The organism is Pseudomonas corrugata (assembly GCF_001269905.1).
Lineage (GTDB): Bacteria > Pseudomonadota > Gammaproteobacteria > Pseudomonadales > Pseudomonadaceae > Aquipseudomonas > Aquipseudomonas corrugata.
On sequence record NZ_LHVK01000004.1, the window covers coordinates 169,939 to 194,597 of the forward strand.

29 protein-coding genes are annotated in these 24,659 nt (G+C 61.8%); 14 read left to right on the plus strand and 15 right to left on the minus strand.

Annotated features, from left to right (window positions below):
* Window positions 1–12: 12 nt before the first annotated feature.
* Entirely contained in the window at window positions 13–801 is a 789-nt protein-coding gene (locus tag AD665_RS06295; protein ID WP_024778374.1) for a YfaP family protein, read from the minus strand.
* A 270-nt stretch (window positions 802–1,071) separates the two neighbouring features.
* Between AD665_RS06295 and AD665_RS06300 the strand changes: the two genes are divergently transcribed.
* The 6 genes from AD665_RS06300 (at window position 1,072) to dxs (ending at window position 7,478) form a co-directional block, all read left to right on the plus strand.
* Window positions 1,072–2,208 (plus strand): Fic family protein, encoded by a 1,137-nt coding sequence (locus tag AD665_RS06300; RefSeq protein WP_053191412.1) that lies wholly within the window; start codon window positions 1,072–1,074, stop codon window positions 2,206–2,208.
* Between the two features lie 117 nt (window positions 2,209–2,325).
* Window positions 2,326–3,633 (plus strand): AAA family ATPase, encoded by a 1,308-nt coding sequence (locus tag AD665_RS06305; RefSeq protein WP_053191414.1) that lies wholly within the window; start codon window positions 2,326–2,328, stop codon window positions 3,631–3,633.
* Window positions 3,630–4,220 (plus strand): retron system putative HNH endonuclease, encoded by a 591-nt coding sequence (locus AD665_RS06310; protein ID WP_053191416.1) that lies wholly within the window; start codon window positions 3,630–3,632, stop codon window positions 4,218–4,220. The genes AD665_RS06305 and AD665_RS06310 overlap by 4 nt, the downstream gene beginning before the upstream one ends.
* Window positions 4,221–4,339: 119 nt before the next feature.
* Entirely contained in the window at window positions 4,340–4,582 is a 243-nt protein-coding gene (locus AD665_RS06315) for an exodeoxyribonuclease VII small subunit (RefSeq protein ID WP_003185917.1), read from the plus strand.
* On the plus strand, window positions 4,579–5,466 hold the full coding sequence (ispA, locus tag AD665_RS06320; RefSeq protein WP_024778371.1) for a (2E,6E)-farnesyl diphosphate synthase: 888 nt from the start codon (window positions 4,579–4,581) through the stop codon (window positions 5,464–5,466). The genes AD665_RS06315 and ispA overlap by 4 nt, the downstream gene beginning before the upstream one ends.
* Before the next feature lie 113 nt (window positions 5,467–5,579).
* Entirely contained in the window at window positions 5,580–7,478 is a 1,899-nt protein-coding gene (dxs, locus tag AD665_RS06325; RefSeq protein ID WP_024778370.1) for a 1-deoxy-D-xylulose-5-phosphate synthase, read from the plus strand.
* A 160-nt stretch (window positions 7,479–7,638) separates the two neighbouring features.
* Here the strand turns inward: dxs and AD665_RS06330 are convergent, their stop codons facing one another.
* The 11 genes from AD665_RS06330 to nrdR all read right to left on the minus strand — a co-directional run bounded on the left by AD665_RS06330 (window position 7,639) and on the right by nrdR (window position 15,630).
* Complete coding sequence (locus AD665_RS06330; protein WP_024778369.1) at window positions 7,639–8,058, minus strand: hypothetical protein; 420 nt, start codon at window positions 8,056–8,058, stop codon at window positions 7,639–7,641.
* Entirely contained in the window at window positions 8,055–8,672 is a 618-nt protein-coding gene (gene ribA, locus AD665_RS06335) for a GTP cyclohydrolase II (protein ID WP_053191417.1), read from the minus strand. Before ribA ends, AD665_RS06330 begins: the two co-directional genes overlap by 4 nt.
* 109 nt (window positions 8,673–8,781) lie before the next feature.
* Window positions 8,782–9,540 carry a substrate-binding periplasmic protein gene (locus tag AD665_RS06340; protein WP_024778367.1) on the minus strand — a complete coding sequence of 253 codons (759 nt, stop codon included), beginning with the start codon at window positions 9,538–9,540 and terminating at the stop codon, window positions 8,782–8,784.
* Window positions 9,541–9,551: 11 nt separating this feature from the next.
* Complete coding sequence (locus tag AD665_RS06345; RefSeq protein ID WP_024778366.1) at window positions 9,552–10,055, minus strand: phosphatidylglycerophosphatase A family protein; 504 nt, start codon at window positions 10,053–10,055, stop codon at window positions 9,552–9,554.
* Window positions 10,052–11,017: a thiamine-phosphate kinase gene (thiL, locus tag AD665_RS06350; RefSeq protein ID WP_024778365.1), complete on the minus strand. Its 966-nt coding sequence runs from the start codon at window positions 11,015–11,017 to the stop codon at window positions 10,052–10,054. Before thiL ends, AD665_RS06345 begins: the two co-directional genes overlap by 4 nt.
* Window positions 11,018–11,518 (minus strand): transcription antitermination factor NusB, encoded by a 501-nt coding sequence (gene nusB / locus AD665_RS06355; RefSeq protein ID WP_024778364.1) that lies wholly within the window; start codon window positions 11,516–11,518, stop codon window positions 11,018–11,020.
* A complete protein-coding gene (gene ribH, locus AD665_RS06360) occupies window positions 11,515–11,991 on the minus strand; it encodes a 6,7-dimethyl-8-ribityllumazine synthase (RefSeq protein WP_024778363.1) in 477 nt (158 codons plus the stop codon). The genes nusB and ribH overlap by 4 nt, the downstream gene beginning before the upstream one ends.
* Before the next feature lie 224 nt (window positions 11,992–12,215).
* Window positions 12,216–13,307, minus strand: a complete 1,092-nt coding sequence (gene ribBA, locus AD665_RS06365; protein ID WP_024778362.1) for a bifunctional 3,4-dihydroxy-2-butanone-4-phosphate synthase/GTP cyclohydrolase II — start codon at window positions 13,305–13,307, stop codon at window positions 12,216–12,218.
* 16 nt (window positions 13,308–13,323) lie between these two features.
* Entirely contained in the window at window positions 13,324–13,989 is a 666-nt protein-coding gene (locus tag AD665_RS06370; RefSeq protein ID WP_024778361.1) for a riboflavin synthase, read from the minus strand.
* Between the two features lie 46 nt (window positions 13,990–14,035).
* Entirely contained in the window at window positions 14,036–15,169 is a 1,134-nt protein-coding gene (gene ribD, locus AD665_RS06375; RefSeq protein ID WP_024778360.1) for a bifunctional diaminohydroxyphosphoribosylaminopyrimidine deaminase/5-amino-6-(5-phosphoribosylamino)uracil reductase RibD, read from the minus strand.
* Window positions 15,166–15,630: a transcriptional regulator NrdR gene (nrdR, locus tag AD665_RS06380; protein ID WP_024778359.1), complete on the minus strand. Its 465-nt coding sequence runs from the start codon at window positions 15,628–15,630 to the stop codon at window positions 15,166–15,168. The genes ribD and nrdR overlap by 4 nt, the downstream gene beginning before the upstream one ends.
* Window positions 15,631–15,757: 127 nt before the next feature.
* Here nrdR and AD665_RS06385 point away from each other — a divergent pair, with 127 nt between their 5' ends.
* From AD665_RS06385 to trxA, 3 genes are all read left to right on the plus strand, one after another.
* Window positions 15,758–16,222, plus strand: a complete 465-nt coding sequence (locus AD665_RS06385; RefSeq protein ID WP_053191420.1) for a hypothetical protein — start codon at window positions 15,758–15,760, stop codon at window positions 16,220–16,222.
* Window positions 16,219–16,878: a class I SAM-dependent methyltransferase gene (locus AD665_RS06390; protein WP_024778357.1), complete on the plus strand. Its 660-nt coding sequence runs from the start codon at window positions 16,219–16,221 to the stop codon at window positions 16,876–16,878. Before AD665_RS06385 ends, AD665_RS06390 begins: the two co-directional genes overlap by 4 nt.
* Before the next feature lie 162 nt (window positions 16,879–17,040).
* Window positions 17,041–17,913: a thioredoxin gene (trxA, locus tag AD665_RS06395; RefSeq protein WP_024778356.1), complete on the plus strand. Its 873-nt coding sequence runs from the start codon at window positions 17,041–17,043 to the stop codon at window positions 17,911–17,913.
* On the opposite strand, the gene AD665_RS06400 is transcribed toward trxA, so the two are convergent.
* A complete protein-coding gene (locus AD665_RS06400) occupies window positions 17,910–18,263 on the minus strand; it encodes a hypothetical protein (RefSeq protein WP_024778355.1) in 354 nt (117 codons plus the stop codon). The two genes, trxA and AD665_RS06400, sit on opposite strands and share 4 nt — an antisense overlap.
* A gap of 132 nt (window positions 18,264–18,395) precedes the next feature.
* On the opposite strand from AD665_RS06400, the gene AD665_RS06405 reads away from it, so the two are divergent.
* The 5 genes from AD665_RS06405 (at window position 18,396) to AD665_RS06425 (ending at window position 22,545) form a co-directional block, all read left to right on the plus strand.
* Window positions 18,396–18,992: a DUF2796 domain-containing protein gene (locus AD665_RS06405; RefSeq protein ID WP_024778354.1), complete on the plus strand. Its 597-nt coding sequence runs from the start codon at window positions 18,396–18,398 to the stop codon at window positions 18,990–18,992.
* A gap of 161 nt (window positions 18,993–19,153) precedes the next feature.
* The gene (locus AD665_RS06410) at window positions 19,154–19,864 is read left to right on the plus strand and encodes an ABC transporter ATP-binding protein (protein WP_024778353.1); all 711 of its coding nucleotides are present in this window, start codon (window positions 19,154–19,156) and stop codon (window positions 19,862–19,864) included.
* Between the two features lies 1 nt (window position 19,865).
* Complete coding sequence (locus AD665_RS06415) at window positions 19,866–21,131, plus strand: ABC transporter permease (protein ID WP_024778352.1); 1,266 nt, start codon at window positions 19,866–19,868, stop codon at window positions 21,129–21,131.
* An 11-nt stretch (window positions 21,132–21,142) separates the two neighbouring features.
* Window positions 21,143–21,661 (plus strand): DUF3299 domain-containing protein, encoded by a 519-nt coding sequence (locus tag AD665_RS06420; RefSeq protein ID WP_024778351.1) that lies wholly within the window; start codon window positions 21,143–21,145, stop codon window positions 21,659–21,661.
* 185 nt (window positions 21,662–21,846) lie between these two features.
* Window positions 21,847–22,545 (plus strand): OmpW/AlkL family protein, encoded by a 699-nt coding sequence (locus tag AD665_RS06425; protein ID WP_024778350.1) that lies wholly within the window; start codon window positions 21,847–21,849, stop codon window positions 22,543–22,545.
* 137 nt (window positions 22,546–22,682) lie between these two features.
* Here AD665_RS06425 and AD665_RS06430 read toward each other — a convergent pair whose 3' ends face one another.
* Window positions 22,683–23,612, minus strand: a complete 930-nt coding sequence (locus tag AD665_RS06430; protein WP_024778349.1) for an NAD-dependent epimerase/dehydratase family protein — start codon at window positions 23,610–23,612, stop codon at window positions 22,683–22,685.
* Window positions 23,605–24,489 (minus strand): sugar nucleotide-binding protein, encoded by an 885-nt coding sequence (locus tag AD665_RS06435; RefSeq protein WP_024778348.1) that lies wholly within the window; start codon window positions 24,487–24,489, stop codon window positions 23,605–23,607. Before AD665_RS06435 ends, AD665_RS06430 begins: the two co-directional genes overlap by 8 nt.
* Between the last annotated feature and the right edge of the window lie 170 nt (window positions 24,490–24,659).

Below are 24,659 nucleotides of genomic sequence, written 5' to 3' on the forward strand. Positions count from 1 at the left end.
CGTGGAGCGGAATTAGTAGTTGAAAGTCTTGACCAGCAAAAGATCGCCGATGGCGCGCAGGGGCACGACAAAGGTCTCGCGTTTCTCATTGACGGTATTTTCGTTGAGCACCAGATTGATCTGCGAGGTGATCACCTCGTTCTGGTTGCTGGTTTCGTCGAAGTTATAGCCGCCGTCGCCGTAGTTGCCCCAATAGTTCACGTAGACCAGGTAGGTGCCGTGCATCGGCGCCGTCATGGTGAACATTTCAGGACCGGGGCCATCGACGCCATCCGGGTCGAGGCCCCCGCCGTTGCTCAGCGCCGGCTGGCCGAAGAAGGCGTGCTGGCCGTCGGGGGTGATGATGTGCAGGTCCAGCTCGGCCTTGGGGTCGTCCCAGCCCAGCACCACGCGAATCTGCGCCGGGGTCCGCAGGTTGTTGGCCTCGTAGAACTGCACACGCTTGAGGGACTTGCCCTCGGAGCTGCGGATCTCGACGCTGTTGGAGCCGGCACCGAACGCATACGGCCGGGCGAAACGGCCTTCGTCGTCGGTGTAGAGATTCAGTGGATTGCCATTGACCGCCAGGCTGTGGGGCGGACGGGCGGTGCCCATGGCCTTGAGCCGGCCCTCGATCATCGTGCGATTGCGTTGCACACCTCGGTCGATGGGCGGCGTGGGGTAGGCCACTTGTGGGTTTTCAGTGCGATCGAGCAAGCCGCTGTAACGCCAGCCGCCCACCGGCTCCGACATCTCGGCCGCAGGCTCCGCCCACACCAGCGGTGCGACCGTCAGCGCGATCAGCAATGAAAGAAAACGCATGTATGCCTCCTGCCATGCACAACGCAACCCGGCGCCCTTCCTCGGCGCATTGATTATCTTTCTTCAGGTTTCGTCAGGGGCCCGCCATACGGGGGCTGTAGATGGCGCGAAGGTTAGCGATTCGGCGCGTTATCCACAATCGGGGAACGCGTGATTCTGTGTGGGAAATCACGTCTTGAGGAGAGCGTGAGCCGATTAGTGAATTTATTCGGCTCACAAAATGAGCCGAATAGCATTATTATTCGGCTCATCCCAGGAATGGAGAGACTCATGGAACCCTATTGGATCTGGCAACAGCCCGACTGGCCCAACTTTCACTGGCAGTCTGAAGCGTTAACGCCTCTGCTACGGGAATGCGTACAAACCCAAGGTCAATTGCTCGGAATGACCGGCGCTGTCACTAAGGCGCTCAACGCCCAGAACGAACTTAACGCGTTGTTGCAGAACATCGTGACCTCTTCGGCCATTGAAGGGGAGCAATTGAATGTGGGCTCGGTGCGGTCGTCCCTGGCCCGACGCCTGGGCCTGGAGCGGGCCGGCGATAACCCCGTCAGCCCACGCAGCGAGGGTCTGGCAAACCTTCTGCTGGATGCGACCCGGCATTTCAGCCAGCCCCTGACGGTCGAGCGGCTACTTGAATGGCATGAGTGGCTGTTCCCTGAGCAGGTTGAGGAACTTTTCCACCAGCACATCCGCGTAGGTTCGCTGCGGGGGGACGAGCCGATGCAAGTGGTCTCGGGCAGGTTGGACCGCCCTACTGTTCATTTCGAGGCACCGCCTCGCCAAGGTCTCGAACGGCAATTGCAAACGTTCCTCGACTGGTTTGAGGCCAGCCGCCATCAACCCGGACTCGATCCTTTGTTGCGGGCCGGTATCGCCCACTTCTGGTTTGTCACTCTGCATCCGTTCGACGACGGCAACGGCCGCCTGACCCGCACTCTCACCGATCTCGCACTGGCTCAGGGCGAAGCCCAGGCAATCCGTTTCTACGCCATGTCCGTGAGCATTCTGGAAGACCGCGCAGGCTATTACCGAGCCCTCGAAAGCACTCAGAAAGCTACGTTGGATATCACCGATTGGCTTAGCTGGTTTCTGCAGACCCTGTCACGCAGCTTGCACAAAGCCATGGTGCAGATCGAAAGCGTGCTAGGTAAGGCACGGTTCTGGCAAGTCCATCGCGCCTCAGGACTCACGCCAGAACAGATCAAAGTGCTGAACCGGTTGTTTGATAGCAGCGGGGAAGGTTGTGAGCACAAGATCAGAGCAGCTCAATATCAGACGCAGGCCAACGTTTCCAAAGCAACGGCCACACGGCATCTGGCAGATCTGGTGAAAAAAGGCTGCCTGGAGCGACTACCGGGTGGTGGGCGCAGTACGCGATACCGGCTAAATACCTGCCCCAAATAGCCAAGAAACCGCGCTCGATATTTCAAGTACGGATTTCGGCTGGAGCTCAATACAATCTCATGATCAACTACCGGCCAGAAAACCGTCGGCAAGGGCGGTGAAGCCAGAGGTAAGCCTGTGAAGCTGCGCAAACTGAAACTCAAGGATTTCCGTCGATTTGAAAGTCTCGACATTGATTTTCATCCAGACCTCACGGTTATTGCCGCACGTAACGGTCAAGGCAAAACCTCCATTCTGGAAGCCATCGCCACGGCGCTTGGGCCGTTCGTAGGAGCCTTTGACCTTGGCAGTTCCAAACATATCGAGCGCAGCGATGCCCGATACGTCCGGCTCGGGGACGGCTTCGAAAATGAACAACGCTTCCCAGTCATTATTGATGCATCCCTTGATAGCCCTGCCATTGAGTGGCAACGGGCATTACACGGCCCTAAAAGTCGAACCTCGGTAAAAGACGCCGCGCCATTGGCAAAATGGGGCAAAGAACTCCAGGAGTCGTTGCGAACGAGAGCCGAGACCGCCCTGCCGCTGGTCAGTTACTACCCAGCCGGAAGACTTTGGATGAACCATAAAAACAGCTCGCGCAAAGCAGTCATCAGCGCAAGCCGTACCATGGGATATGAGGACTGCCTGTCCTCTGCTTCCAATTTTGTGCAAATGCAACAATGGATGAGTAAAGCAACACTTGCCGTCGTTCAACAGCAAGATCTACCGGGTTATGAGAGGTCAGATCTAAAACCTAGAATCGTGGGTATCCAGAGCGCCGTTAATCTAGTCCTGCAAGACGAAGGCTGGAGTAATTTTCATTACAGTCTCAGCTTTGAAGAACTGGCGATGTCTCACCCAGATCATGGGCTTTTGCCAATTAGCCTCTTGAGTGATGGCGTTCGGGCCATGATTTCACTGGCCGCTGACATGGCATTTCGCTGCGCTCGATTAAATGGCCAATTCCAGGATCAGGCGTCGCTCATGACTGAAGGCATCGTACTGATAGATGAGATCGACCTACATTTGCACCCAGCTTGGCAGCAACGTGTTCTGGCTGCTCTGCGTTTAGCATTTCCGAAGATTCAATTCATTGTCAGTACTCACAGCCCCCAAGTGCTGACTACCGTAAATCGTGAGCAGATCCGTATCATCCATAAAGACGAACAAGCAGGCTGGATATCCGAACAACCTGCGACCAGCCCGCTTGCTCAGGAGTCCGGCGACGCACTGGCGAGCGTCATGGATGTGAATACGCGCCCTCCCATGGCGATTCTCCAAACCGCCCGAGCCTATGAACAATTGTTCAGGGAAGGCGCCAGCGAAGGTTCAGAGGCCAAAAAGCTCAAAAAAGAACTGGACGCTGCTGGCTATGAAATCTCAGATGCTGACACAGCCCTCTGGGCCTTTCTGGCAGAGCAAGTCAGGAAAAAGACCAAATGATTGAACTGGTACACAACCCAGTAACCCCCAAAGCACTTCATGACTTTCTCATCACCCATCCACAAGCCGGGCCAGCCGATTTCAATAATCGAGCGTTCGGTCCGGTGAAGAGTCAAGTCAAAGCAAGCCTCCATGCAGATCAAGGAGGCCTCTGCGCCTATTGCGAAGTCCCTTTGGCGCCTACAGAAGGCCAAATTGATCACATCAAGCCTAAGGCGGGCCCGAATGCTCACCCGCATTTGACCTTCGCCTATACCAACTATGCACACGGCTGCATTCGACGCGACGGGTGCGGTCAGAAAAAGAAAGATGGGGTGCTACCCATTGAGCCGTCTGTCGGCTGCAATGAGATGTTTTCATTAACATCTGATGGAGCATTGGAGCCGATGCCTTTACTCACGAAGAACGAAAAACATCGAGTACGTCAGACCAGAGACATGTTGGGGCTACAGAGCCCCACGCTCGTGAATGAGCGCGAGAAATGGATCAAGGTTCTTGTAGCCGTGATGAAGGAGGATGCGTCTGCCGCTGATGAGTTCATGAGAACAATTCCGTTCCGCCATATTTTGCTTCGCCTGTTCCGTTGACCTCAGGTTAATCGCCCCCGGTTTCACTTGCTCCACTCCCTTTACCGGGCTTCAATTTGCCCCAAAACCCCATGTCTGCTAGTGTCGCGCCGGTTTAACAGTCAACCGGAATAGCCGCCATGGCCCGCAAAAAAGCTGCATTGGACTTCGAACAATCCCTGGCCGACCTGCAAACGCTGGTCGAACGGCTGGAGAACGGCGAATTGTCGCTGGAAGACTCGCTGACTGCCTTCGAACAAGGTATCGGCCTGACTCGCGACTGCCAGGCGGCGCTGGCCCAGGCCGAGCAGAAGGTGCAGTTGCTGCTCGAGCGCGATGGCGAACTGACCGAAGAGCCTTTCGACGCGGAACAGCCTGAATGATCGGCGCCTATCAGGCCAGCAGCCAGGCTCGGGTCAATGCTGCGTTGAGCACTTTGTTTACCGCACCGAGCCCCGAGCTGGCGCGCCTGTACGACGCCATGCGCTACAGCGTCATGAACGGCGGCAAGCGTGTACGGCCGCTGCTGGCCTATGCCGCGTGCGAAGCCTTGGGCGGCGTGGCCGAACAGGCCAACGGCGCGGCGTGCGCGGTGGAGTTGATCCACGCTTATTCCCTGGTGCACGACGACCTGCCGGCCATGGACGACGACGACCTGCGTCGCGGCCAGCCAACCACCCACAAGCAATTCGACGAAGCCTGCGCGATTCTGGCCGGTGACGGGCTGCAGAGCCTGGCCTTCAGCGCCCTGCTCGACCCGGCCCTTAGCGATTGCCCGGCGCAGATCCGCCTGGACATGGTCAGCGCCCTGGCGCTGGCGGCGGGGCCTGCCGGGATGGTTGGCGGCCAGGCCATCGACCTGGGTTCGGTCGGCCTGAAGCTGGATCAGGGGGCGCTGGAATACATGCACCGGCACAAGACCGGCGCCTTGATCGAAGCCAGCGTCAAGCTCGGCGCCCTCGCCAGCGGCCGGGCCACGCCAGAACAGTTGCAAGCCCTGCAGATCTACGCCCGGGCCATCGGCCTGGCGTTTCAGGTGCAGGACGATATCCTCGACGTCGAAAGCGATACCCAGACCCTGGGCAAGCGCCAGGGTGCCGACATCGCCCGCGACAAGCCGACCTACCCGGCCCTGCTGGGGCTCGACGCCGCCAAGGCCTACGCCCTGGAGTTGCGCGACCAGGCCCTGGAAGCGTTGCGACCGTTTGACGCGGCGGCGGAGCCGTTGCGCGAGCTGGCGCGCTATATCGTCGAACGACGCAGCTGATACGGGGTCAACCCTTCAGACTGCGTATCGGCCAAGTTCCGGCCAACGCGTGGGCAGCTTGCGATGCATAAGGTAAACTGCCGCCTCTTTCTATACCTATAACGATTCGCCTGATGCCCACGACGTTTCAAGAGATTCCCCGCAAACGCCCGATCACGCCCCTGCTGGACCGCGCCAACACGCCGGACGGCTTGCGTCGGCTGGGTGAAGCCGAGCTGGAAACCCTGGCCGATGAGTTGCGCCTGGAACTGCTTTATACGGTCGGCCAGACCGGTGGGCACTTCGGTGCCGGGCTGGGCGTCATCGAGCTGACCATCGCGCTGCATTACGTATTCGACACCCCGGATGACCGGCTGGTGTGGGACGTCGGCCACCAGGCCTACCCGCACAAGATCCTCACCGGCCGCCGCGAGCGCATGGGCACCCTGCGCCAGAAGGACGGCATCGCAGCATTCCCGCGACGCTCCGAGAGCGAGTACGACACCTTTGGCGTCGGCCACTCCAGCACCTCCATCAGTGCTGCCCTGGGCATGGCCATTGCGGCCCGCTTGCAGAACAGCGACCGCAAGGCGATTGCCGTGATCGGCGACGGCGCGCTGACGGCGGGCATGGCTTTCGAGGCCCTGAACCACGCCCCGGAAGTCAACGCCAACATGCTGGTGATTCTCAACGACAACGACATGTCGATCTCGCGCAATGTCGGCGGCTTGTCCAACTACCTGGCGAAGATTCTTTCCAGCCGCACCTACGCCAGCATGCGCGAAGGCAGCAAAAAGGTCCTGTCGCGCCTGCCCGGGGCCTGGGAAATCGCCCGCCGCACCGAGGAATACGCCAAGGGCATGCTGGTACCTGGCACGCTGTTCGAAGAACTGGGCTGGAATTACATCGGCCCGATCGACGGTCATGACCTGCCGACGCTGATCGCCACGCTGCGCAACATGCGCGACCTCAAGGGCCCACAGTTCCTGCACGTGGTGACCAAGAAAGGCAAGGGCTTCGCCCCAGCGGAAGTCGACCCCATCGGTTACCACGCCATCACCAAGCTCGAACCGCTGGATGCCCCGGCATCCGCTCCGAAAAAGGCTGGTGGCCCCAAGTATTCCGCTGTGTTCGGCCAATGGCTGTGCGACATGGCGGCCACGGACCCGCGCCTGGTGGGGATTACCCCGGCAATGAAGGAAGGCTCGGACCTGGTGGCCTTCAGCGAACGCTACCCGCAGCGCTATTTCGATGTAGCGATTGCCGAGCAGCACGCCGTGACTTTCGCCGCCGGCATGGCGTGCGAAGGGGCAAAACCGGTGGTGGCGATCTACTCGACCTTCCTGCAGCGCGGTTACGACCAGTTGGTGCATGACGTCGCAGTGCAGAATCTTGATGTGCTGTTTGCTATCGACCGCGCCGGCCTGGTGGGCGAAGACGGCCCGACTCACGCCGGCAGCTTCGATCTTTCGTTCCTGCGTTGCATTCCCGGCATGTTGGTGATGACCCCGAGCGACGAGAACGAGCTGCGCAAGATGCTCACCACCGGCCACTTGTTCAATGGCCCAGCGGCGGTGCGTTATCCCCGTGGCAGCGGACCGAACGCAGCCATCGAGGCCGCCCTCGAGCCAATTGAAATCGGCAAGGGCGTGATCCGTCGCCAGGGCAAGCAAACCGCCCTGCTGGTGTTCGGCGTGCAACTGGCCGAGGCCCTGAAAGTTGCCCAGACCCTGGATGCTACCGTGGTGGACATGCGCTTCGTCAAACCACTGGACGAGGCCCTGGTCCGCGAAATGGCCGACAGTCATGTGCTGCTGGTGACCATCGAAGAAAACGCCATCATGGGCGGTGCCGGTGCGGCGGTCAGTGAGTTCCTGGCCCGGGAAAACATCCTCAAGCCCGTGCTGCACCTGGGCCTGCCGGACCTCTACGTCGAGCACGCCAAGCCTGCGCAGATGCTGGCCGAGTGCGGGCTGGACGAGGCAGGGATCGAAGCATCCGTGCGTCAGCGGCTGCAGCTGCTGGGCCTTTAACCCTCCGCCCCTGCGGGAGCGAGCTTGCTCGTGATGCGATGTTTCAGTCAAAGGCTGTTTGGACTGTTACACCGCCATCGCGAGCAGGCTCGCTCCCACAAGGAACACCATCATTCAATTGTGGGAGCGAGCCTGCTCGCGATAGGGACGCCGCGGTGTATCAGCCGAGCTGACGCGGAAGGCGATACAGGTAGAACAGTACCGCGGAGGACAAGGCCAGCAGCATCAGCGGCACGGCTTCCAGACCCACGAACACCGCCAGGGCACCGATCCAGGCCGGCAACCCGGCAGCCAGGAAGGCAGCACGCCGACAGGCGGCCAACGTGATCCAGGCCTGAGGCTCTTCGGGGGTATCAAGAGCCTTCTGGGTGGCGATCAAGGCGTGCTTGTACGCGCCGAAGAATCGCAGGCTGACGAACATCGAGGCCACGCCGGCGATGAACAGTGGCATCGCCAGTACCGGCAGAATCGCTTCACCCTGACCGAAAACAAGATTGATCACCAACAGCGGCAGCAACGCCAATGCCAGGTATTTCCACCAACTGATGGATAGTCGCCGTCGGACCTGACTCCGCGTCACGCCCGGTCGACCTCGCCCTGGTGCTCGTTGCCCATCATGTGGTCGAGCTTGCTGGCCTTGGTCGCTAGGTAGAGCTTGTTGTGAGGATTATGGCCGGTGTGCAGTGGCACACGCTCCGCCACCAAGATACCCATCTCGGTCAACGCCTTGACCTTGCGCGGGTTGTTGGTCATCAAGCGCAGGGCCTTGACGCCCAGATGTTCGAGCATGGGCAGGCAGATGCTGTAGTCACGCAGATCGGCGGCAAACCCGAGGCGCTCGTTGGCTTCCACGGTATCGGCACCGCCATCCTGCAATTCATAGGCACGGATCTTGTTCAACAGGCCAATGCCACGCCCTTCCTGGCGCAAATACAGCAACACGCCTCGACCTTCGCGGGCGATGGCCTGCAGCGCGGCTTCGAGTTGCGAACCGCAGTCGCAGCGCTGGCTGAACAGGGCATCGCCCGTCAGACACTCAGAGTGCAAGCGGCCCAATACCGGAGCACCGTCGGCAATATCACCCAGGCTCAGCACAACGTGCTCGCGGCCGGTAGCCTCATCCAGAAAACCATGCATGGTGAATTGCGCAAAGGGCGTTGGCAGCTTGGAAGCGGCAACAAAAAAGACAGGCACCGGTGTGCTCCTGATCTAGTACTGGAGATTCTCAGAGAAGCGCATTGTAACAGCAGGTCCCGGCAGACGCTTAGGCTGAATTGTCGACTATTACTATCGACAAGATTGATTAAGGCTTCGGTGGCTTACCGTGCTCGTCGAAAGGATAAGGTTGTTTCCAACGCTCGAAAATCGGTTTCAACCGACCACTTTTCACCAACACCTCCATACGCCGGTCGAACAGCGCACGCAGCGCCCGTCCGTTTTCGGTGTTGGCGAAGCCCAGGTACAGCGGCAGGTTGATCAACGGCGAGAGCTTGTACTGCTGGGGATCGTCGGCCTTGGCGAGCACACCCTGGATCTCCATCAAGGCGTCGATATAGAAATCGGCCCGGTCATGGACCAGCATCGGCAAGATCCCTACCGCACGATGGATTTCATTGAAGCGCTTGATGTTGGGCAGATAGCTGTTGTACTCGTAGCCGCGCATCCACACCAGCCGATAATTGCCGATCGTCGCCAGCGTGGGTGTCGGTTTGGAGGCCAGTCCAAGGGCATAGATGTGATCAACGTCGTAGTGCCAGTTGGGATAGAGCAGCCCTTCAGTTTCATCGCGATAGGCACCGACCTGTGCGTCGACCTCACCACGCTGTACCAAGCCGATCGAGCGGGTGTAGGGCACGCTGCGGGTTTCCAGCTTCACGCCCGCGGGCTCGAACACCTCACGCAGGATGTCCCAGGCCATACCCCGGCCGTCGGCTTCAGAGTAGTCAGCCCACTCCTCGCTGGCGGCGCGGATCTTGCCGGGCAACGCCATCGGCTCCGCCGCCAGAGCGCCGAGACTCGTGCCCAGACACAACAAGAGCAACAGTGCTCGGCTTACGCGCATGCCTGAATCCCTCAGGTAAGACACCACACCAGTCCTTGCATTGCCAGCCAGGCAAACACTCCGGCCAGGATATCATCGAGCATGATGCCTACGCCTCCGTGGACATGCCGGTCGATCCAGCGGATCGGCCATGGCTTGAGAATATCGAAGAAGCGGAACGCCAGGAAACCCGCCAACAACCAGTACCAACCTTGCGGCACCAGCCACAGGGTAATCCACATCCCGACCATTTCGTCCCAGACGATACCTTCATGATCGTGCACGCGCAGGTCGTCCGCCACCTTGCCACACAACCAGAAGCCGAACAGCATGGTGATGCCGAGCATCAGCCAGTAACCCCAGTCCGGCAACATCTGCCACAACGGTATGAAGGGTAGCGCAACCAGCGAACCCCAAGTACCTGGCGCCTTGGGCAAAGTGCCCGAACCGAAGCCAAATGCCAGGAAATGCCAGGGATTACGCCAAACCGAGGGGGGGACGAATTCGACTGGAACCTGGTTGGGATGATCTGTCACGGTGTCTCCCGAAAATGTTGATAACCCCGGATCTGCGGGGTGATGTCGGCGCCATAGGCATCCACCAGCATGACGCCCTGCCCTGCCATGACACTGCCGACCACGTGGACTGGCCAGCCTTCGGCCTGCAACGCCGACAATCGGACCGGCGGCAAGCTGAACAGCAGCACATAATCGTCACCTCCGCTCAACGCGGCCTGCTCCGCGTCCGTTTGGCCGAGCAAGGCCAGTAAAGCGTTGGACAGCGGCAGACGGTCACGTTCAACCCGGATTGCCACTCCGGACGCCAATGCGATATGCCCGCAGTCGGCCAGCAGGCCATCGGAGATATCCATGGCTGCACTGGCCCGGCCGCGCAGCGCCAGCCCCAGGTCGATCTGCGGACGCGGTGACCAATAATGCGCCAACAGCGGCTCGGCGACGGCGGGTTCAGCGTGACACTGGCCAAGCACGAGCGGCAATGCACCGGCGGCATTGCCCAGTTCACCACCAACGCAAAGCAGATCGCCGGGCTGTGCGCCGCTTCGGGTCAAGGCCTGGCCGGACGGCACGCGGCCGAACACGGTCATGGTCAGGCTCAGTGGTCCGCGAGTGGTATCACCACCCACCAGCGCGACACCGCAGGCCTGGGCCATCCGGTCCAAACCACAGGCATAGGCCTGCAGCCAATCGGCGGTCACCGTCGGCAAGGTCAGGGCAAGGGTAAAGGCAAAGGGTCTGGCGCCCATGGCGGCGAGGTCGCTAACCGCCACGGCCAGCGAGCGCTGGCCGAGCAGGAACGGATCGCAGGGATCCGAAAAATGCACACCGGCCACAAGCGTGTCCGTGGACACCGCCAACTGCTCCCCGGGAGGAACCGTCAGCAAGGCACAATCGTCGCCGATCCCCAGCGCAACGCCGTCGCCGCCCTGCGCACAAGGCGCGGCGGCGAAATAGCTGCGGATCAGCTCAAACTCACCCATTCAGCGCTTGAACGCCTTCACTTCAGCTTCCCGCAGGCGTGGAGCAAGCTTGTCGAGCACACCGTTGACGAACTTGTGCCCGTCGGTGGAACCGAAGACTTTCGCCAGCTCGATCCCTTCGTTGATCACCACGCGGTACGGTACATCGACACGCTGCATCAGCTCCCAGGTGGACAGGCGCAACACCGCCAGCTCGACCGGGTCCAGCTCTTCGATGGTCAGGTCCAGGCAAGGTGCCAGGGCCTTGTCGATTTCGGTCTTGTGCGCCGGAACCCCGTGGAGGATCTCGCGGAAATACGCGCCATCGACATCGCTGAAATCGTTATCGACCCGAAACTGCGCTTCGATCTCGTTCAGCGACTGCTTGGCCATGTGCCATTGATACAGCGCCTGAGTCGCAAGCTGACGGGCTTCGCGACGCTTGACGCTTTTCGAAGGCTTGCCGGCATCGGCAGGCTTGGGATCGCGAGGGTTGAAACGATCGCTTTCGTCGCTAATCACTTGGCCTCCAACTGCGCCAGCAGACTGACCATTTCCAGGGCGGACAGGGCGGCTTCGGCGCCTTTGTTACCGGCCTTGGTGCCGGAACGTTCGATGGCTTGCTCGATGGAATCAACGGTCAGTACGCCGAAAGCGACAGGCACGCCAAACTCCATGGACACCTGGGCCAGGCCCTTGGTGCACTCGCCAGCCACGTATTCGAAATGCGGAGTACCGCCACGAATGACCGCACCCAGGGCGATGATCGCTGCATATTCGCCCTTTTGAGCGACTTTCTGCGCAACCAGCGGGATTTCGAAGGCGCCAGGGGCACGGATGATAGTGATGTCGCTTTCGCTCACGCCATGGCGGACCAGGGCATCGACCGCACCGCCAACCAGGCTCTCGACCACGAAGCTGTTGAAACGGCCCACTACCAAAGCGTAGCGGCCTGTGGGGGCGATGAAGGTACCTTCGATGGTCTTCAGGGTCATTCGTCAATTCTCTTAAAGAGCCGGAACGCGCTCGATGCGCGCTCCTCGGTGATATTTAGCCACGAATACAGGGCCAGCCGTTCATTTCAGGAAACTACACCCCTTGTGGGAGCGAGCCTGCTCGCGATGACGTCAGCTCAGAGACATTAATGTCGCCTGATGCACCGCTTTCGCGAGCTGGCTCGCTCCCACAGGGGGAAGACCTCCCTAACTGAACGAGGTCATTATTCAGAGGGCACGTATTCTACAACTTCCAGATCGAAACCGGATATCGCATTAAATTTCATCGGTGCACTCATCAGGCGCATTTTGCGTACACCCAGGTCCCGCAGGATCTGCGAGCCGGCACCGACCGTGCTGTAAGTGGTGGTCTTCTTCACCGGCAATTGCTCGCCGGTTTCGCGGATATGCGCCAGCAGCACATCGCCATCGAGGGGGTGCCCGAGCAGCAGCACCACGCCGCTGCCGGCTTCCGCCACCGCGGCCATCGCGGCCCGCAGGCTCCAGCGGCCAGGCTGCTTGACCATCAACAGGTCCCGCAGTGGGTCCATGTTGTGCACGCGGACCAGGGTCGGCTCTTCGGCGCAGACGGTGCCCAGGGTCAGGGCCATGTGCACGTCGCCTTCCACCGAATCGCGGTAGGTCACCAGGTTGAAATGGCCCAGTTCGCTGTCCAGCGGCTGCTCGGCGATCCGCTGAACGGTACGTTCGTGGATCATCCGGTAATGGATAAGGTCGGCGATGGTGCCGATCTTGATGTCGTGCTCAGCGGCGAAGGCTTCCAGTTCCGCGCGACGGGACATGGTGCCGTCATCGTTCATCACTTCGCAGATCACGCCGCTGGGTTCGAAACCGGCCATGCGCGCCAGGTCGCACGCCGCTTCGGTGTGGCCGGCGCGGGCCAGGGTGCCGCCGGCCTGAGCCATCAGCGGAAAGATGTGGCCGGGGCTGACGATGTCTTCGGCCTTGGCGTCCTTCGCGGCGGCAGCTTGCACGGTACGTGCGCGGTCAGCGGCGGAAATGCCGGTGGTCACGCCCTCGGCGGCCTCGATGGACACGGTGAACTTGGTGCCGAAGCCTGAACCGTTACGCGGGGCCATCAGCGGCAATTTCAGCAGCTCGCAGCGCTCGCGGCTCATCGGCATGCAGATCAGGCCACGGGCGTGCTTGGCCATGAAGTTGATGTGCTCGGCCTTGCAACATTCGGCGGCCATGATCAGGTCGCCTTCGTTCTCGCGGTCTTCGTCATCCATGAGGATGACCATCTTGCCTTGGCGGATATCTTCAACCAGCTCTTCGATGCTATTGAGCGCCACGCGGCACCCCCTTGGGTCAGGATTTGAGGTAGCCGTTGGCGGCCAGAAAGCTTTCAGTGATGTTACTGCCGGATGCAGGCTCTGCGGCCTTGTCACCGAGCAGCAGGCGCTCCAGGTAACGGGCCAGCAGGTCGACTTCCAGGTTGACCCGGCGCCCAGGCCGATACGAGGCCATGATGGTTTCGCTCAAAGTGTGCGGAATGATGGTCAGCAGGAATTCGGCGCCATCCACCGCGTTAACCGTCAGGCTGGTGCCATCGACGGTGATCGAGCCTTTGTGGGCGATGTACTTGGCCAGTTCCTTCGGCGCGCGGATGCGAAACTCTACGGCCCGCGCATTATCGCTGCGGGAAACCACTTCGCCGACGCCGTCGACGTGGCCGCTGACCAGGTGCCCGCCCAACCGTGTGGTGGGCGTCAGGGCTTTTTCCAGGTTGACCGGGCTGCCGCTCTTGAGATCGTTCATGGCAGTGCAGTCGAGGGTTTCGCGGCTGACGTCCGCCAGGAAACCATTGCCAGGCAGTTCGACGGCGGTCAGGCACACGCCATTCACGGCGATGCTGTCGCCCAGTTTGACGTCACTCAGGTCGAGCTTGCCGGTTTCGACGTAGACCCGCACGTCGCCCCCCTTGGGGGTGAGGGCACGGATGCTGCCGATGGATTCGATGATGCCGGTAAACATGGAGTCCTCCTCGAGAACAGGCCGCCGCTTGAGCGAAGGCCGGGAATTATACGCTGGCCGGCGGGATGGGGACGGCGATGACTCGCCAGTCATCGCCCACGGCGCGGATTTCGGTGATTTTCAGCGCCGGGGCGTCCTTCATGTGCGCCAGTGGCCAGTCCAGCAATGGTCGCGCCGAAGATCCCAGGAACTTGCCGGCGAGGAAAATCTGGAATTCGTCCACCAGGCCTTGACGGGCAAATGCCCCTGCCAGGCGCGGACCGGCTTCCACCAGCACCTCGTTGACGCCACGGGCCGCCAGCTCGACCAGCAAGCGGCGCAGATCGACCTGGCCGTCATCACCTGCCACGATCATGCATTCGGGGCCGTTGGCGTACTGTTCTTCCACCGCCATGCACGTGGCGACCAGCGCCGGGCCGGCCTTGAAAAACGGTGCATCCAGCGGCACCCGCAGGCGACCGTCCACCAGTACCCGCAGCGGCGGACGGCTCATGATCAATGCTGTCTGGTCGGCATCCAACCCGAGTTCATCGGCGCGCACGGTCAGCCGGGCATTGTCCGCCAGCACCGTGTCCGCGCCGGTCAACACCACACTGGCCTGGGCCCGCAGCCGCTGCACGGCCGAACGTGCAGCCGGACCGGTAATCCACTGGCTTTCACCGCTTTCCATGGCGGTGCGGCCATCGAGGCTCATGGCGAGCTTGACGCGCACGAATGGCAAGCCGTGCTCCATGCGCTTGAGGAAACCCTGGTTGAGCTGACGGGCCTCGCCTTCCAGCATGCCGCTTTCGGTGGCGATACCGACCTGGGCCAGCCGCTGCAAACCGCGACCGGCGACTTCCGGGTTCGGGTCCTGCATCGCCGCCACGACCCGGGCCACACCAGCGTTGACCAGCGCATCGGCACAAGGCGGCGTACGACCATGGTGGCTGCAGGGCTCGAGGGTCACGTAGGCCGTGGCGCCCCGAGCCAGCTCACCGGCAGCGCGCAAGGCATGGACTTCGGCATGGGGTTCACCGGCGCGGATGTGCCAGCCCTCCCCGACAATTTGCCCGTCACGCACGATCACACACCCCACCCGAGGATTGGGATGGGTGGTGTAGTGGCCACGCCGAGCCAGCTCCAGGGCACGAGCCATGTAATGGGCGTCGAGGACTGCCTGTTGCGCCGGGACGCTCATTCTTTCACCGGTTCGCGGGCCAGGCGGTCGATTTCCTCGCGGAATTCGTTCAGGTCCTGGAAGCGCCGGTACACCGAGGCGAAACGGATGTAGGCGACTTCGTCGAGCTTCTGCAGCTCGGCCATCACCAGCTCGCCGACCACAAGGGATTTGACCTCCCTCTCGCCGGTCGCCCGCAGCTTGTGTTTGATGTGCACCAGCGCCGCTTCCAGGCGCTCGACGCTCACCGGGCGTTTTTCCAGGGCGCGCTGCATGCCGGCGCGCAGTTTGTCTTCGTCGAACGGCTGGCGGCTGCCGTCGGTTTTGATCAGGCGCGGCAACACCAGTTCAGCGGTCTCGAACGTAGTGAACCGTTCGCCGCAGGCCAGGCACTCGCGCCGGCGGCGGACCTGTTCGCCCTCGGCGACCAGTCGCGAGTCGATGACTTTGGTGTCGTTGGCACCGCAGAAGGGACAGTGCATGGTGGCAGGCAACAAAAAAAGGGAGGGCCATGGTAGCGCATCCCACTGGCAAGACAAGCCATAGGGTTTACGGTATACAGACGGGCTTACCGTCAGATCCATGGAATTCACCTTGCAGGAGCCGCACATGCCGCTACGATCGCTCGTTTTGCTCAGTCTTTTCAGCCTGCTGATGGCGTGCAGCAGTGACGCTCCCAAGCCCACTGCACCCGCACCGGCGCCCGCGCCGAAACAGGCCCAGGAAAAAGCCCGGCAAGCCGCCGAGCTGGGACCATTGCCGGCGTACCAACGGGAACTGAGCGGCACCCTCGAAGGCGTACCGACCGGGGCCGAAATCGAACTGGCCCTGCTGGTGATCGACGAAAAGGGTCGCCCGCAGAAATTACTCGCCAGCTCCAGCCTGATCGGCGCCAAGCAGGCCCTGCCCTTCCGCCTGCGCTTCAACCCGGATGCCTTCCCGGTCGGCGCCCGCGTGGAGCTGCGCGGCCGCGCCAGCCAGTCGGGCCAATTGATCCTGCACCTGCCGGAACAGCGCATCGCGCAACCGACCAGCCAGGCGTTGGGCACCCTGCAATTCGTCAAAGCGCCATGAATGCACCGCAAGACCTGCAACACGCGCTGAGCGAGTTGCTGGGGGACGCGCATCTGGTGGACTGCCCGTTACCCGGCACCGGTCTGAAACTGTGGCTGATCGACGGCGATAACATGGACCGAGCCTTCAACCCGGAAGAAACCCGGCGCATCCTCCACGAGCCGCCCTACTGGAGCTTCTGCTGGGCCAGCGGCCTGGCGATGGCCCGTTACCTGGCCGAGCAACCGCAGTGGGTCGAAGGCAAGCGGGTGCTGGATTTCGGTGCCGGCTCCGGCGTGGCGGGCATCGCGGCGATCAAGGCCGGAGCGCTGGAAGTGGTGGCGTGTGACCTGGATCCGCTGGCAATCGCTGCATGCCGGGCCAACGCCCTGCTCAACGACGTGACGCTGACTTATTCGACGGATTTCTTCGCCGAGGCGGATCGCTTCGACCTGATCCTGGTCGCCGATGTGCTCTACGACCGAGCCAACCTGCCGCTGCTGGACCAGTTCCTAAGCCGCGGCCACGAGGCCCTGGTGGCCGACTCCCGGGTACGTGATTTCCAGCACCCGCTGTACCAGCGTATCGAACTGCTCGAAGCCATGACCCTGCCGGATCTGGCCGAGCCCGAGGAGTTCCGGCATGTGAGCCTGTATCACGCGCGGCGCCAGCCCTAAAAGCTTCGCGAGCAAGCCCGCTCCCACAATGAACCGGGGTGTTCGCAATTCCAGCGTCCGATCTCAGTCCCTGTGGGAGCGAGCCTGCTCGCGATAGCGGCCTACCAGGCACCCCAAGACCCCGCGTATAGTTGCACCATTCAAGCGTTCTACGAGATTCCCATGACCCAGGACACCCCCTACATCTTCGACGCCACCACCGCCGACTTCGACCAGTCGGTAATTGCCAACTCTTTTCACAAGCCGGTGCTGGTGGATTTCTGGGCCGAGTGGTGTGCGCCGTGCAAGGCACTGATGCCGATGTTGCAGGGCATTGCCGAGAGTTATCAGGGCGAATTGCTGCTGGCCAAGGTCAACTGCGACATCGAGCAGGACATCGTCTCGCGCTTCGGCATCCGCAGCCTGCCGACGGTGGTGCTGTTCAAGGACGGCCAGCCCGTCGACGGGTTCGCCGGAGCCCAGCCGGAATCGGCGGTGCGGGCGATGCTCGAACCCCACGTGCAGATGCCACCTCCCGCCGCGGCCGATCCGCTCGAGCAGGCCCAGGCGCTGTTCGACGACGGGCGTTTCGCCGATGCCGAAGCCCTGCTCACCGTGCTGCTGGGTGAAGACAACACCAACGCCAAGGCGCTGATCCTGTTTGCCCGTTGCCTGGCTGAACGCGGCGAGCTGGGCGAAGCGCAGACCGTGCTGGACTCGGTGAAAAGCGACGAGCACAAGGCCGCACTGGCCGGGGCCAAGGCGCAGATCCAGTTCCTCGGCCTGGCCAAGCATCTGCCAGACGCCGCCGATCTCAAGGCCCGCCTGGCAAAAGACCCACAGGACGATGAGGCGGTGTATCAACTGGCGATCCAGCAACTGGCGCGCCAGCAATATGAACCGGCCCTCGACGCACTGCTCAAGCTGTTCACCCGCAATCGCGGCTACAGCGAAGGCCTGCCGCACAAGACCCTGCTGCAGGTGTTCGAACTGCTGGGCAACGATCACCCGCTGGTGACGACCTATCGCCGCAAGCTGTTTGCCGCGTTGTACTAAGCCTCAGCCCCCACCCAACTGTAGAGCGGCGTATCACCGCCGCTCAACACCTTGACCTCGGCGCTGTGGCGCAAGCGCACCAACAGGCGCTTGCCCGCCGGAGCACTGCCCGTCAGGCCTTCCAGTTGTTCCAGCAGGTCCGGGCCGCTCAACTGCCCGGCCTTGCGCAGCAATTCCCTGGCGATCTGCCACAGCGCATCGTCCTGGTTCACCGGTTTTGCCGCCACCATCGCCGCGCCTTCCGGCTTACCCGCCTGCAACTGCGCGCCGAGCTGCGCCCAGTCGCCTTCGTCCATTTCGATCGACAAGTCCACCGGCCAATCGCCGACGGTTCCGCGTATGCGCAACATCACCGTGCTCCTGAAGATTTAATGTTCCCATGCTCCCATGGGCCTTGCGCGACGCCAAGCAGACGGTCAAACTCTGCACACGCTTGTTATAAGATTACATAACAAAACATTCACTTTCTCTGGAGACTCGTCATGCGTCGCCTGCTTCTTGCTTTGCCGTTCGCCCTATTGCCATTAGCTGTCGCTCACGCAACGGTCGAGCACGACCATGACCACGATCATGAGCACGGCAGCCTGGGTGCCCATGAACACGGCGTTGGCCGCCTGAACGCTGCGCTCGACGGCCAGACCCTGGAGCTCGAGCTGGAAAGCCCGGCCATGAACCTGGTGGGCTTTGAACACGAAGCCACCAGCGATGCCGACAAGGCCAAGGTCGCGGCGACCCGCGCGCAACTTGAGAAGCCGTTGGTGCTGTTCAACCTGCCGGCCGCCGCCCAATGCACCCTGGCCCAGCAGGAATTGGAGAGCCCATTGTTCGGCGATGAACCGGATCACGAAGTCCATGACGAAGACGCCGACGCCGATGGCGACGAGCACCACCACGAGCACAGCGAAATCCACGCCCACTACCAGTTCACCTGCGCCACACCCGGTGCCTTGAAGAACCTCGACCTGGCGATGCTGTTCAAAACCTTCCCGGCCACCCAGAAAATTCAGGTACAACTGATCAGCCCGAGCGGCCAGCAAGGCGTGGAAGTGACGGCCAAGGTGCCAACCCTGAAGTTCTGAATACACTGCACATCCTGTGGTGGAGGCCTGTAGGAGCACAGCTTGCTCGCGATAGCGGTCCGACCGTCGACATCGACGTTGAATGTGACAGGCTCATCGCGAACACACTTTGCTCCCACAGGTACTCCACAGGGGCCTCCGTCATCCTGATATAAGCCAACATGACCCAAGCACTCATCGAACTGTCCGACCTGGTCTTCAGCTGGCCCGGACATCCGCCACTGCTGGACATCCCGGCCTTTCGCCTCGAGGCCGGCGAGACCCTGTTCCTCAAGGGCCCCAGCGGCAGTGGCAAGACCACTTTGCTGGGGCTGCTGGGCGGCGTGCAGACGCCGGATCGCGGCAACATCCGCCTGCTCGGACAGCCGCTCACCGAACTGGGGGCGGGCAGCCGCGACCGCTTTCGCGTGGACCACACCGGCTATATCTTCCAGCAATTCAATCTGCTGCCGTTTCTCTCGGTGCGCGAGAACGTCGAACTGCCCTGCCACTTTTCCAAACTGCGGGCGCAGCGGGCCATCCAGCGTCACGGCAGCATCGACCAGGCTGCCGCCACACTGTTGACCCACCTGGGGCTGACCGATGCGAACCTGCTGGAGCGCCGCGCCGACTCGCTGTCCATCGGCCAGCAGCAACGTGTCGCCGCCGCCCGGGCGTTGATCGGCCAGCCGGAACTGGTGATCGCCGACGAACCGACTTCGGCCCTGGACTACGACGCCCGGGAAAACTTCCTGCGGTTGCTGTTCGCCGAATGCCGCGAGGCCGGCTCAAGCCTGCTGTTCGTCAGCCATGACCAGAGTCTGGCGCCGCTGTTCGACCGCAACCTCTCGCTGGCCGATCTCAATCGTGCCGCCAAGCCACTCGAGGTCTGAGATGTATTTGTTCCGTCTAGCCATGGCCAGCCTGGCGAACCGCCGTTTCACCGCGATCCTCACCGCCTTCGCCATCGCCCTGTCGGTCTGCCTGCTGCTGGCAGTAGAGCGGGTGCGCACCGAGGCAAAAGCCAGTTTTGCCAGCACCATCAGCGGCACCGACCTGATCGTCGGCGCCCGCTCCGGCTCGGTGAACCTGTTGTTGTACTCGGTGTTTCGCATCGGCAACGCCACCAACAACATCCGCTGGGACAGCTTCGAACATTTCGCCAGCAACCCGAAAGTGAAATGGGCAATCCCCATGTCCCTCGGTGATTCCCATCGCGGCTATCGGGTAATGGGCACCACCGAGGCCTATTTCGAGCATTACCAGTACGGCCGCCAGCAACACCTGGAACTGGCCGATGGCCGGGCTTTCGCCACTGACCCGTTCGAAGTGGTGCTCGGTGCCGAAGTGGCCGAGGCGCTGCATTACAAGCTCGGCGACAAATTGGTGCTGGCCCACGGCGTGGCGACGATCAGCCTGGTCAAGCATGACGACAAACCCTTCACCGTGGTCGGCATTCTCAAGCGCACCGGCACCCCGGTGGATCGCACGCTGCACATCAGCCTCGGCGGCATGGAAGCGATCCACATCGATTGGAAGAACGGCGTGCCGGCCCAGGGCAGCGGTCGTATAAGCGCCGACCAGGCCCGCAACATGGACCTCACGCCCCAAGCCATCACCGCGTTCATGCTCGGCCTCAACAGCAAGATTTCCACCTTCGCCTTGCAACGCGAGATCAATGAATTCCGTGGCGAGCCGTTGCTGGCGATCCTGCCCGGCGTGGCCCTGCAAGAATTGTGGAGCCTGATGGGCACTGCGGAAAAAGCCTTGTTCGTGATTTCGTTGTTCGTGGTCCTGACTGGATTGATCGGCATGCTCACGGCAATCCTCACCAGCCTCAACGAGCGGCGCCGGGAGATGGCAATCCTGCGTTCGGTGGGCGCGCGGCCGTGGCACATCGCGAGCCTGCTGGTGCTGGAAGCCTTTGCCCTGGCGTTGACCGGGGTGGCCGCCGGGCTGGCCTTGCTATATATCGGCATCGGCGCGGCTCAGGGTTACGTACAGTCGGCCTATGGCCTGTATTTGCCGTTGAGTTGGCCAAGCGAATATGAATGGACGCTCATGGCTGGCATTCTGATCGCCGCCCTGCTGATGGGCAGCGTACCGGCCTGGCGCGCTTACCGCCAATCGTTGGCCGACGGCCTGTCGATCCGTTTATGAGGACAATGAAGATGCACCGCGCCCTGTTTGCGCTGTTGATGATGGTTGCCCTGCCGCTGTGGGCGGCCGAGCCGAGGGACCTGGCCTGGTCGGAAATGATCCCGCCCGACGCACCGCCGGAGGTGCCGAACATGACCCCGCTGCATGACCTGTCGCAAATGGCCAATGCACTGTCCGCCGAATCCGCCCCGGCCGCCAAACAGGACCTGCCCAACGCACCGGTGGTCAAGGCGCTCGATGGCCAGCAGATTCGTTTGCCGGGCTACATCGTGCCGCTGGAAGTCAGCGAAGAAGGCCGTACCACGGACTTTCTGCTGGTACCGTATTTCGGCGCCTGCATCCATGTGCCGCCACCGCCCTCAAATCAGATCGTGCATGTGAAAAGCGAAGCCGGGGTGAAGCTCGATGAGCTGTATCAGCCGTACTGGGTCGAAGGGCCGATGCAAGTCAAACCGTCCAGCAGCGAGCTGGCCGATGCCGGGTATCAGATGGAGGCCGAAAAAATCTACGTCTATGAGCTGCCGGAGTGAGACTGGTAGAGGGACGACGCCTGCCGGCATCGCGCGAAAATGCGCGATGAACCCTCAAGTGCTTGTCGCCGCTTTATTGAGCTGAGTCAATTAATTGACCAAGACTCATTGAGCTGAGTCAAAAGACCGATCCAGACGGCTCCATACCATGAGACATCACTTTTTCGATGCCCTCTGGAGCCCTCATGCACAAGTCCTTGCTTAGCGTTTCCCTCGTCGCCCTCGCGCTCGCGGCCCCAATCGCCCAGGCCCACACGGCCGGCGATATCATCGTTCGCGCCGGCGCCATTACGGTCAATCCGGAAGCAGACAGCTCCAGTGTCAAGGTCGACCGCGGCCCGTTGGCCGGTGCCGACCTGGGCGGCAAGGCGACCATGAGCAGCGACACGCAACTGGGCTTGAACTTCGCCTACATGATGACCGACCACCTGGGCGTCGAGTTGCTGGCTGCCTCGCCCTTCGAGCACGATGTGAAGATCAAGGGCACCGCACTGGGCGCTGCCAACGGCAAGCTCGGCACCCTCAAGCACCTGCCGCCGACCCTGAGCCTGGTCTACTACCCGCTCGACACCAAATCGGCCTTCCAGCCTTATGTCGGCGCCGGCATCAACTACACCTGGATCTATGACGAGCATGTCGGTAGCGAAGCCAGCGCCAACGGCTTCAGCAACTTCCGGGCGAGCAACAGCTGGGGCATGGCGTGGCAAGTGGGCGCTGACTACATGCTGACCGACAACATCATGATCAACGGCCAGATCCGCTACATCGACATCGACACCACGGCGTATGTCGACAACAACGCCGTGGCTGGCGGCACCCGGGCCAAGGTGAATGTCGATGTGGATCCGTGGATCTACATGGTGGGGTTGGGTTACAAGTTCTAACCTAACCAGAACATATCACCGTCCCTGTGGGAGCGAGCCTGCTCGCGATGGCGGCACGACAGTCACTGAAGAGGTGAATGTCAGGGCGCTTTCGCGAGCAGGCTCGCTCCCACAGTTTTTTTGTGGCGATTGGAAACTCAGCGGCCCAACAGCCGCGCCAGCCCCACACTCATCGGCGTCTGCTGCGGGAAGTTGAAGCGCTGCAACAGCCGATGGTTATCGGCCCGGGAGTGGCGGATATCTCCCGAACGCGCCGGGCCGTAGCTGACCGGAGGCAGGTCACCGACGACCGTGGCCAGGGCCTGGAGCATCTGCTTGAGGGTCGTGGCCTGGTTCCAGCCGACGTTTACCGCCCCGACTTCCACCTCAGGCTTCTCGATGGCTTGCACCAGCAAGTCCACCAGGTCTTCCACATAGACGAAATCCCGGGTCTGCTCGCCGTCGCCGAACACGGTGATCGGCAAGCCCTTCTGTGCCCGTTCGCTGAAGATGCTGATGACCCCGGAATACGGCGAAGACGGATCCTGGCGTGGGCCATAGATGTTGAAAAAGCGGAACACCACCGGCTCCAGCGCGTGCTGGCGGCGGTAGAAGTCGAAGTAGAACTCGCTGGCCAGTTTGTCCGAGGCGTAAGGCGTGAGCGGGGCCTTGGGCGTTTCTTCATCGATGGACTGGCCTTCGCCATTGTTGCCGTACACCGCTGCGCTGGAAGCGAACAGAACCCGCTTCACACCAGCCTGGCGCATGGCTTCGCAGACATTCAGGGTGCCAATGAAATTGCTCTGGTGAGTGCGTACCGGATCGTCCACCGAGGCTTGCACAGAAGCCACTGCGGCCAGGTGCGCCACGGCGCTGCAACCTTCCATGGCCCGGGCCACCAGGGCGGCATCGGCGACGTCGCCTTCGATCAGTTCGACCGCGGGGTTCTCCAGCGGCAGGTTGCTGCGCTTGCCGGTGGACAGGTCATCGAGGATGCGCACCGAATGTCCCTTGGCGAGCAAGGCGTCGGTCAGGTGCGAGCCAATGAAGCCCGCACCGCCGGTGATTAGAACAGGGCCGTCAGCCATGGCGATAAAACCTATCCAGTAAGCCCGGGAGCGCGGCGCGCCAGGCGCGGGGCTTGATCCCGAAAGTGTGCAGAATTTTCTTGCAGGCCAGCACCGCATGTTGCGGTTCTTCCGCGGCATCCGGCCGTGCGGCGTGAGCCTGGGGCGTGGGCGATTCGATTGCCAGCGGATGCAGGGCACGGGCTTCGGTGAGGATCGCCTGGCCCAGCGCCAGCGGCGTGGTCGCCTCATGTCCGGCGTAATGATAGGTGCCCCACAGTGGCGCAGCGCAGTCAAGTTGCTTGAGCACGGAGATGATCACCCGGGCCGCATCGTCCACCGGCGTCGGATTGCCACGACGGTCATCGGCCAGCAACAACTCTTCGGGCTGCTCGGCCCGGGCGAGAAAACGCCCGAGGATGCCGTCGGCGCTGTCGTCCAGCAGCCAGCCGAAGCGCAGTAGTACATGTTGCGGGCATGTGGCGCGCACGCTTTGCTCGATCCGCCACAAGGCCTGGCCGCGCAGGCCCAGGGGCACGGGCTCGTCTTTTTCGCTGTAGGCGGTGGCGCGGGAGCCGTCGAACACGCGATAGCTCGACGGTTGCAGCAAGACGATATTGTGGTGCTGGCACAATTCGGCCAGGCGCTCGACCGCGCGCTCCTGGCTGGCCAGGCGCTGCTCGCTGACGACCTCGGCCTGAAACCAGTCGAAGTAGTACGCCAGATTGATCAAGGCGTCCGGACGGGTGTCGTCGAGCAACTGTGTCAGGCTCGCGGCATCCCAGCCATCTTCGGGGGGGCGGGGGGCGAGAAAACCGATGTCTTCTTCCGCACCGAGGCGAATCAGCGCCTGCCCAAGGGCATTTCCGCCGCCCAGTAACATAAGGCGCATTCGCATAAAGTCAGCAGGCCCAGTCTGTTGGCACAAGAATTTGGTCGACAACGCCCACGGGCGTTGCCGGAATCGTTGCATTTTGCGGGTTTAGTGCGCAACCGTCATCCGTAAAGTGCAGATCAGGGATTTTGCGCCGCGCTTCAGGGCCCCATCGCGAGCAGGCTCGCTCCCAC

What these genes read in the sequence shown, in the direction of transcription:
- AD665_RS06340 (WP_024778367.1), bottom strand. Translation starts at nt 9,540, where the DNA reads ATGCGCGTAAGCCGAGCACTGTTGCTCTTGTTGTGTCTGGGCACGAGT.
- AD665_RS06420 (WP_024778351.1), top strand. Translation starts at nt 21,143, where the DNA reads ATGCACCGCGCCCTGTTTGCGCTGTTGATGATGGTTGCCCTGCCGCTG.
- dxs (WP_024778370.1), top strand. Translation starts at nt 5,580, where the DNA reads ATGCCCACGACGTTTCAAGAGATTCCCCGCAAACGCCCGATCACGCCC.
- AD665_RS06415 (WP_024778352.1), top strand. Translation starts at nt 19,866, where the DNA reads ATGTATTTGTTCCGTCTAGCCATGGCCAGCCTGGCGAACCGCCGTTTC.
- AD665_RS06310 (WP_053191416.1), top strand. Translation starts at nt 3,630, where the DNA reads ATGATTGAACTGGTACACAACCCAGTAACCCCCAAAGCACTTCATGAC.
- AD665_RS06385 (WP_053191420.1), top strand. Translation starts at nt 15,758, where the DNA reads ATGCCGCTACGATCGCTCGTTTTGCTCAGTCTTTTCAGCCTGCTGATG.
- AD665_RS06410 (WP_024778353.1), top strand. Translation starts at nt 19,154, where the DNA reads ATGACCCAAGCACTCATCGAACTGTCCGACCTGGTCTTCAGCTGGCCC.
- AD665_RS06295 (WP_024778374.1), bottom strand. Translation starts at nt 801, where the DNA reads ATGCGTTTTCTTTCATTGCTGATCGCGCTGACGGTCGCACCGCTGGTG.
- AD665_RS06400 (WP_024778355.1), bottom strand. Translation starts at nt 18,263, where the DNA reads ATGTTGCGCATACGCGGAACCGTCGGCGATTGGCCGGTGGACTTGTCG.
- ribD (WP_024778360.1), bottom strand. Translation starts at nt 15,169, where the DNA reads ATGAGCGTCCCGGCGCAACAGGCAGTCCTCGACGCCCATTACATGGCT.
- AD665_RS06425 (WP_024778350.1), top strand. Translation starts at nt 21,847, where the DNA reads ATGCACAAGTCCTTGCTTAGCGTTTCCCTCGTCGCCCTCGCGCTCGCG.
- AD665_RS06435 (WP_024778348.1), bottom strand. Translation starts at nt 24,489, where the DNA reads ATGCGAATGCGCCTTATGTTACTGGGCGGCGGAAATGCCCTTGGGCAG.
- AD665_RS06370 (WP_024778361.1), bottom strand. Translation starts at nt 13,989, where the DNA reads ATGTTTACCGGCATCATCGAATCCATCGGCAGCATCCGTGCCCTCACC.
- AD665_RS06405 (WP_024778354.1), top strand. Translation starts at nt 18,396, where the DNA reads ATGCGTCGCCTGCTTCTTGCTTTGCCGTTCGCCCTATTGCCATTAGCT.
- AD665_RS06390 (WP_024778357.1), top strand. Translation starts at nt 16,219, where the DNA reads ATGAATGCACCGCAAGACCTGCAACACGCGCTGAGCGAGTTGCTGGGG.
- ribH (WP_024778363.1), bottom strand. Translation starts at nt 11,991, where the DNA reads ATGACCCTGAAGACCATCGAAGGTACCTTCATCGCCCCCACAGGCCGC.
- ispA (WP_024778371.1), top strand. Translation starts at nt 4,579, where the DNA reads ATGATCGGCGCCTATCAGGCCAGCAGCCAGGCTCGGGTCAATGCTGCG.
- nrdR (WP_024778359.1), bottom strand. Translation starts at nt 15,630, where the DNA reads ATGCACTGTCCCTTCTGCGGTGCCAACGACACCAAAGTCATCGACTCG.
- AD665_RS06315 (WP_003185917.1), top strand. Translation starts at nt 4,340, where the DNA reads ATGGCCCGCAAAAAAGCTGCATTGGACTTCGAACAATCCCTGGCCGAC.
- trxA (WP_024778356.1), top strand. Translation starts at nt 17,041, where the DNA reads ATGACCCAGGACACCCCCTACATCTTCGACGCCACCACCGCCGACTTC.
- thiL (WP_024778365.1), bottom strand. Translation starts at nt 11,017, where the DNA reads ATGGGTGAGTTTGAGCTGATCCGCAGCTATTTCGCCGCCGCGCCTTGT.
- AD665_RS06430 (WP_024778349.1), bottom strand. Translation starts at nt 23,612, where the DNA reads ATGGCTGACGGCCCTGTTCTAATCACCGGCGGTGCGGGCTTCATTGGC.
- AD665_RS06300 (WP_053191412.1), top strand. Translation starts at nt 1,072, where the DNA reads ATGGAACCCTATTGGATCTGGCAACAGCCCGACTGGCCCAACTTTCAC.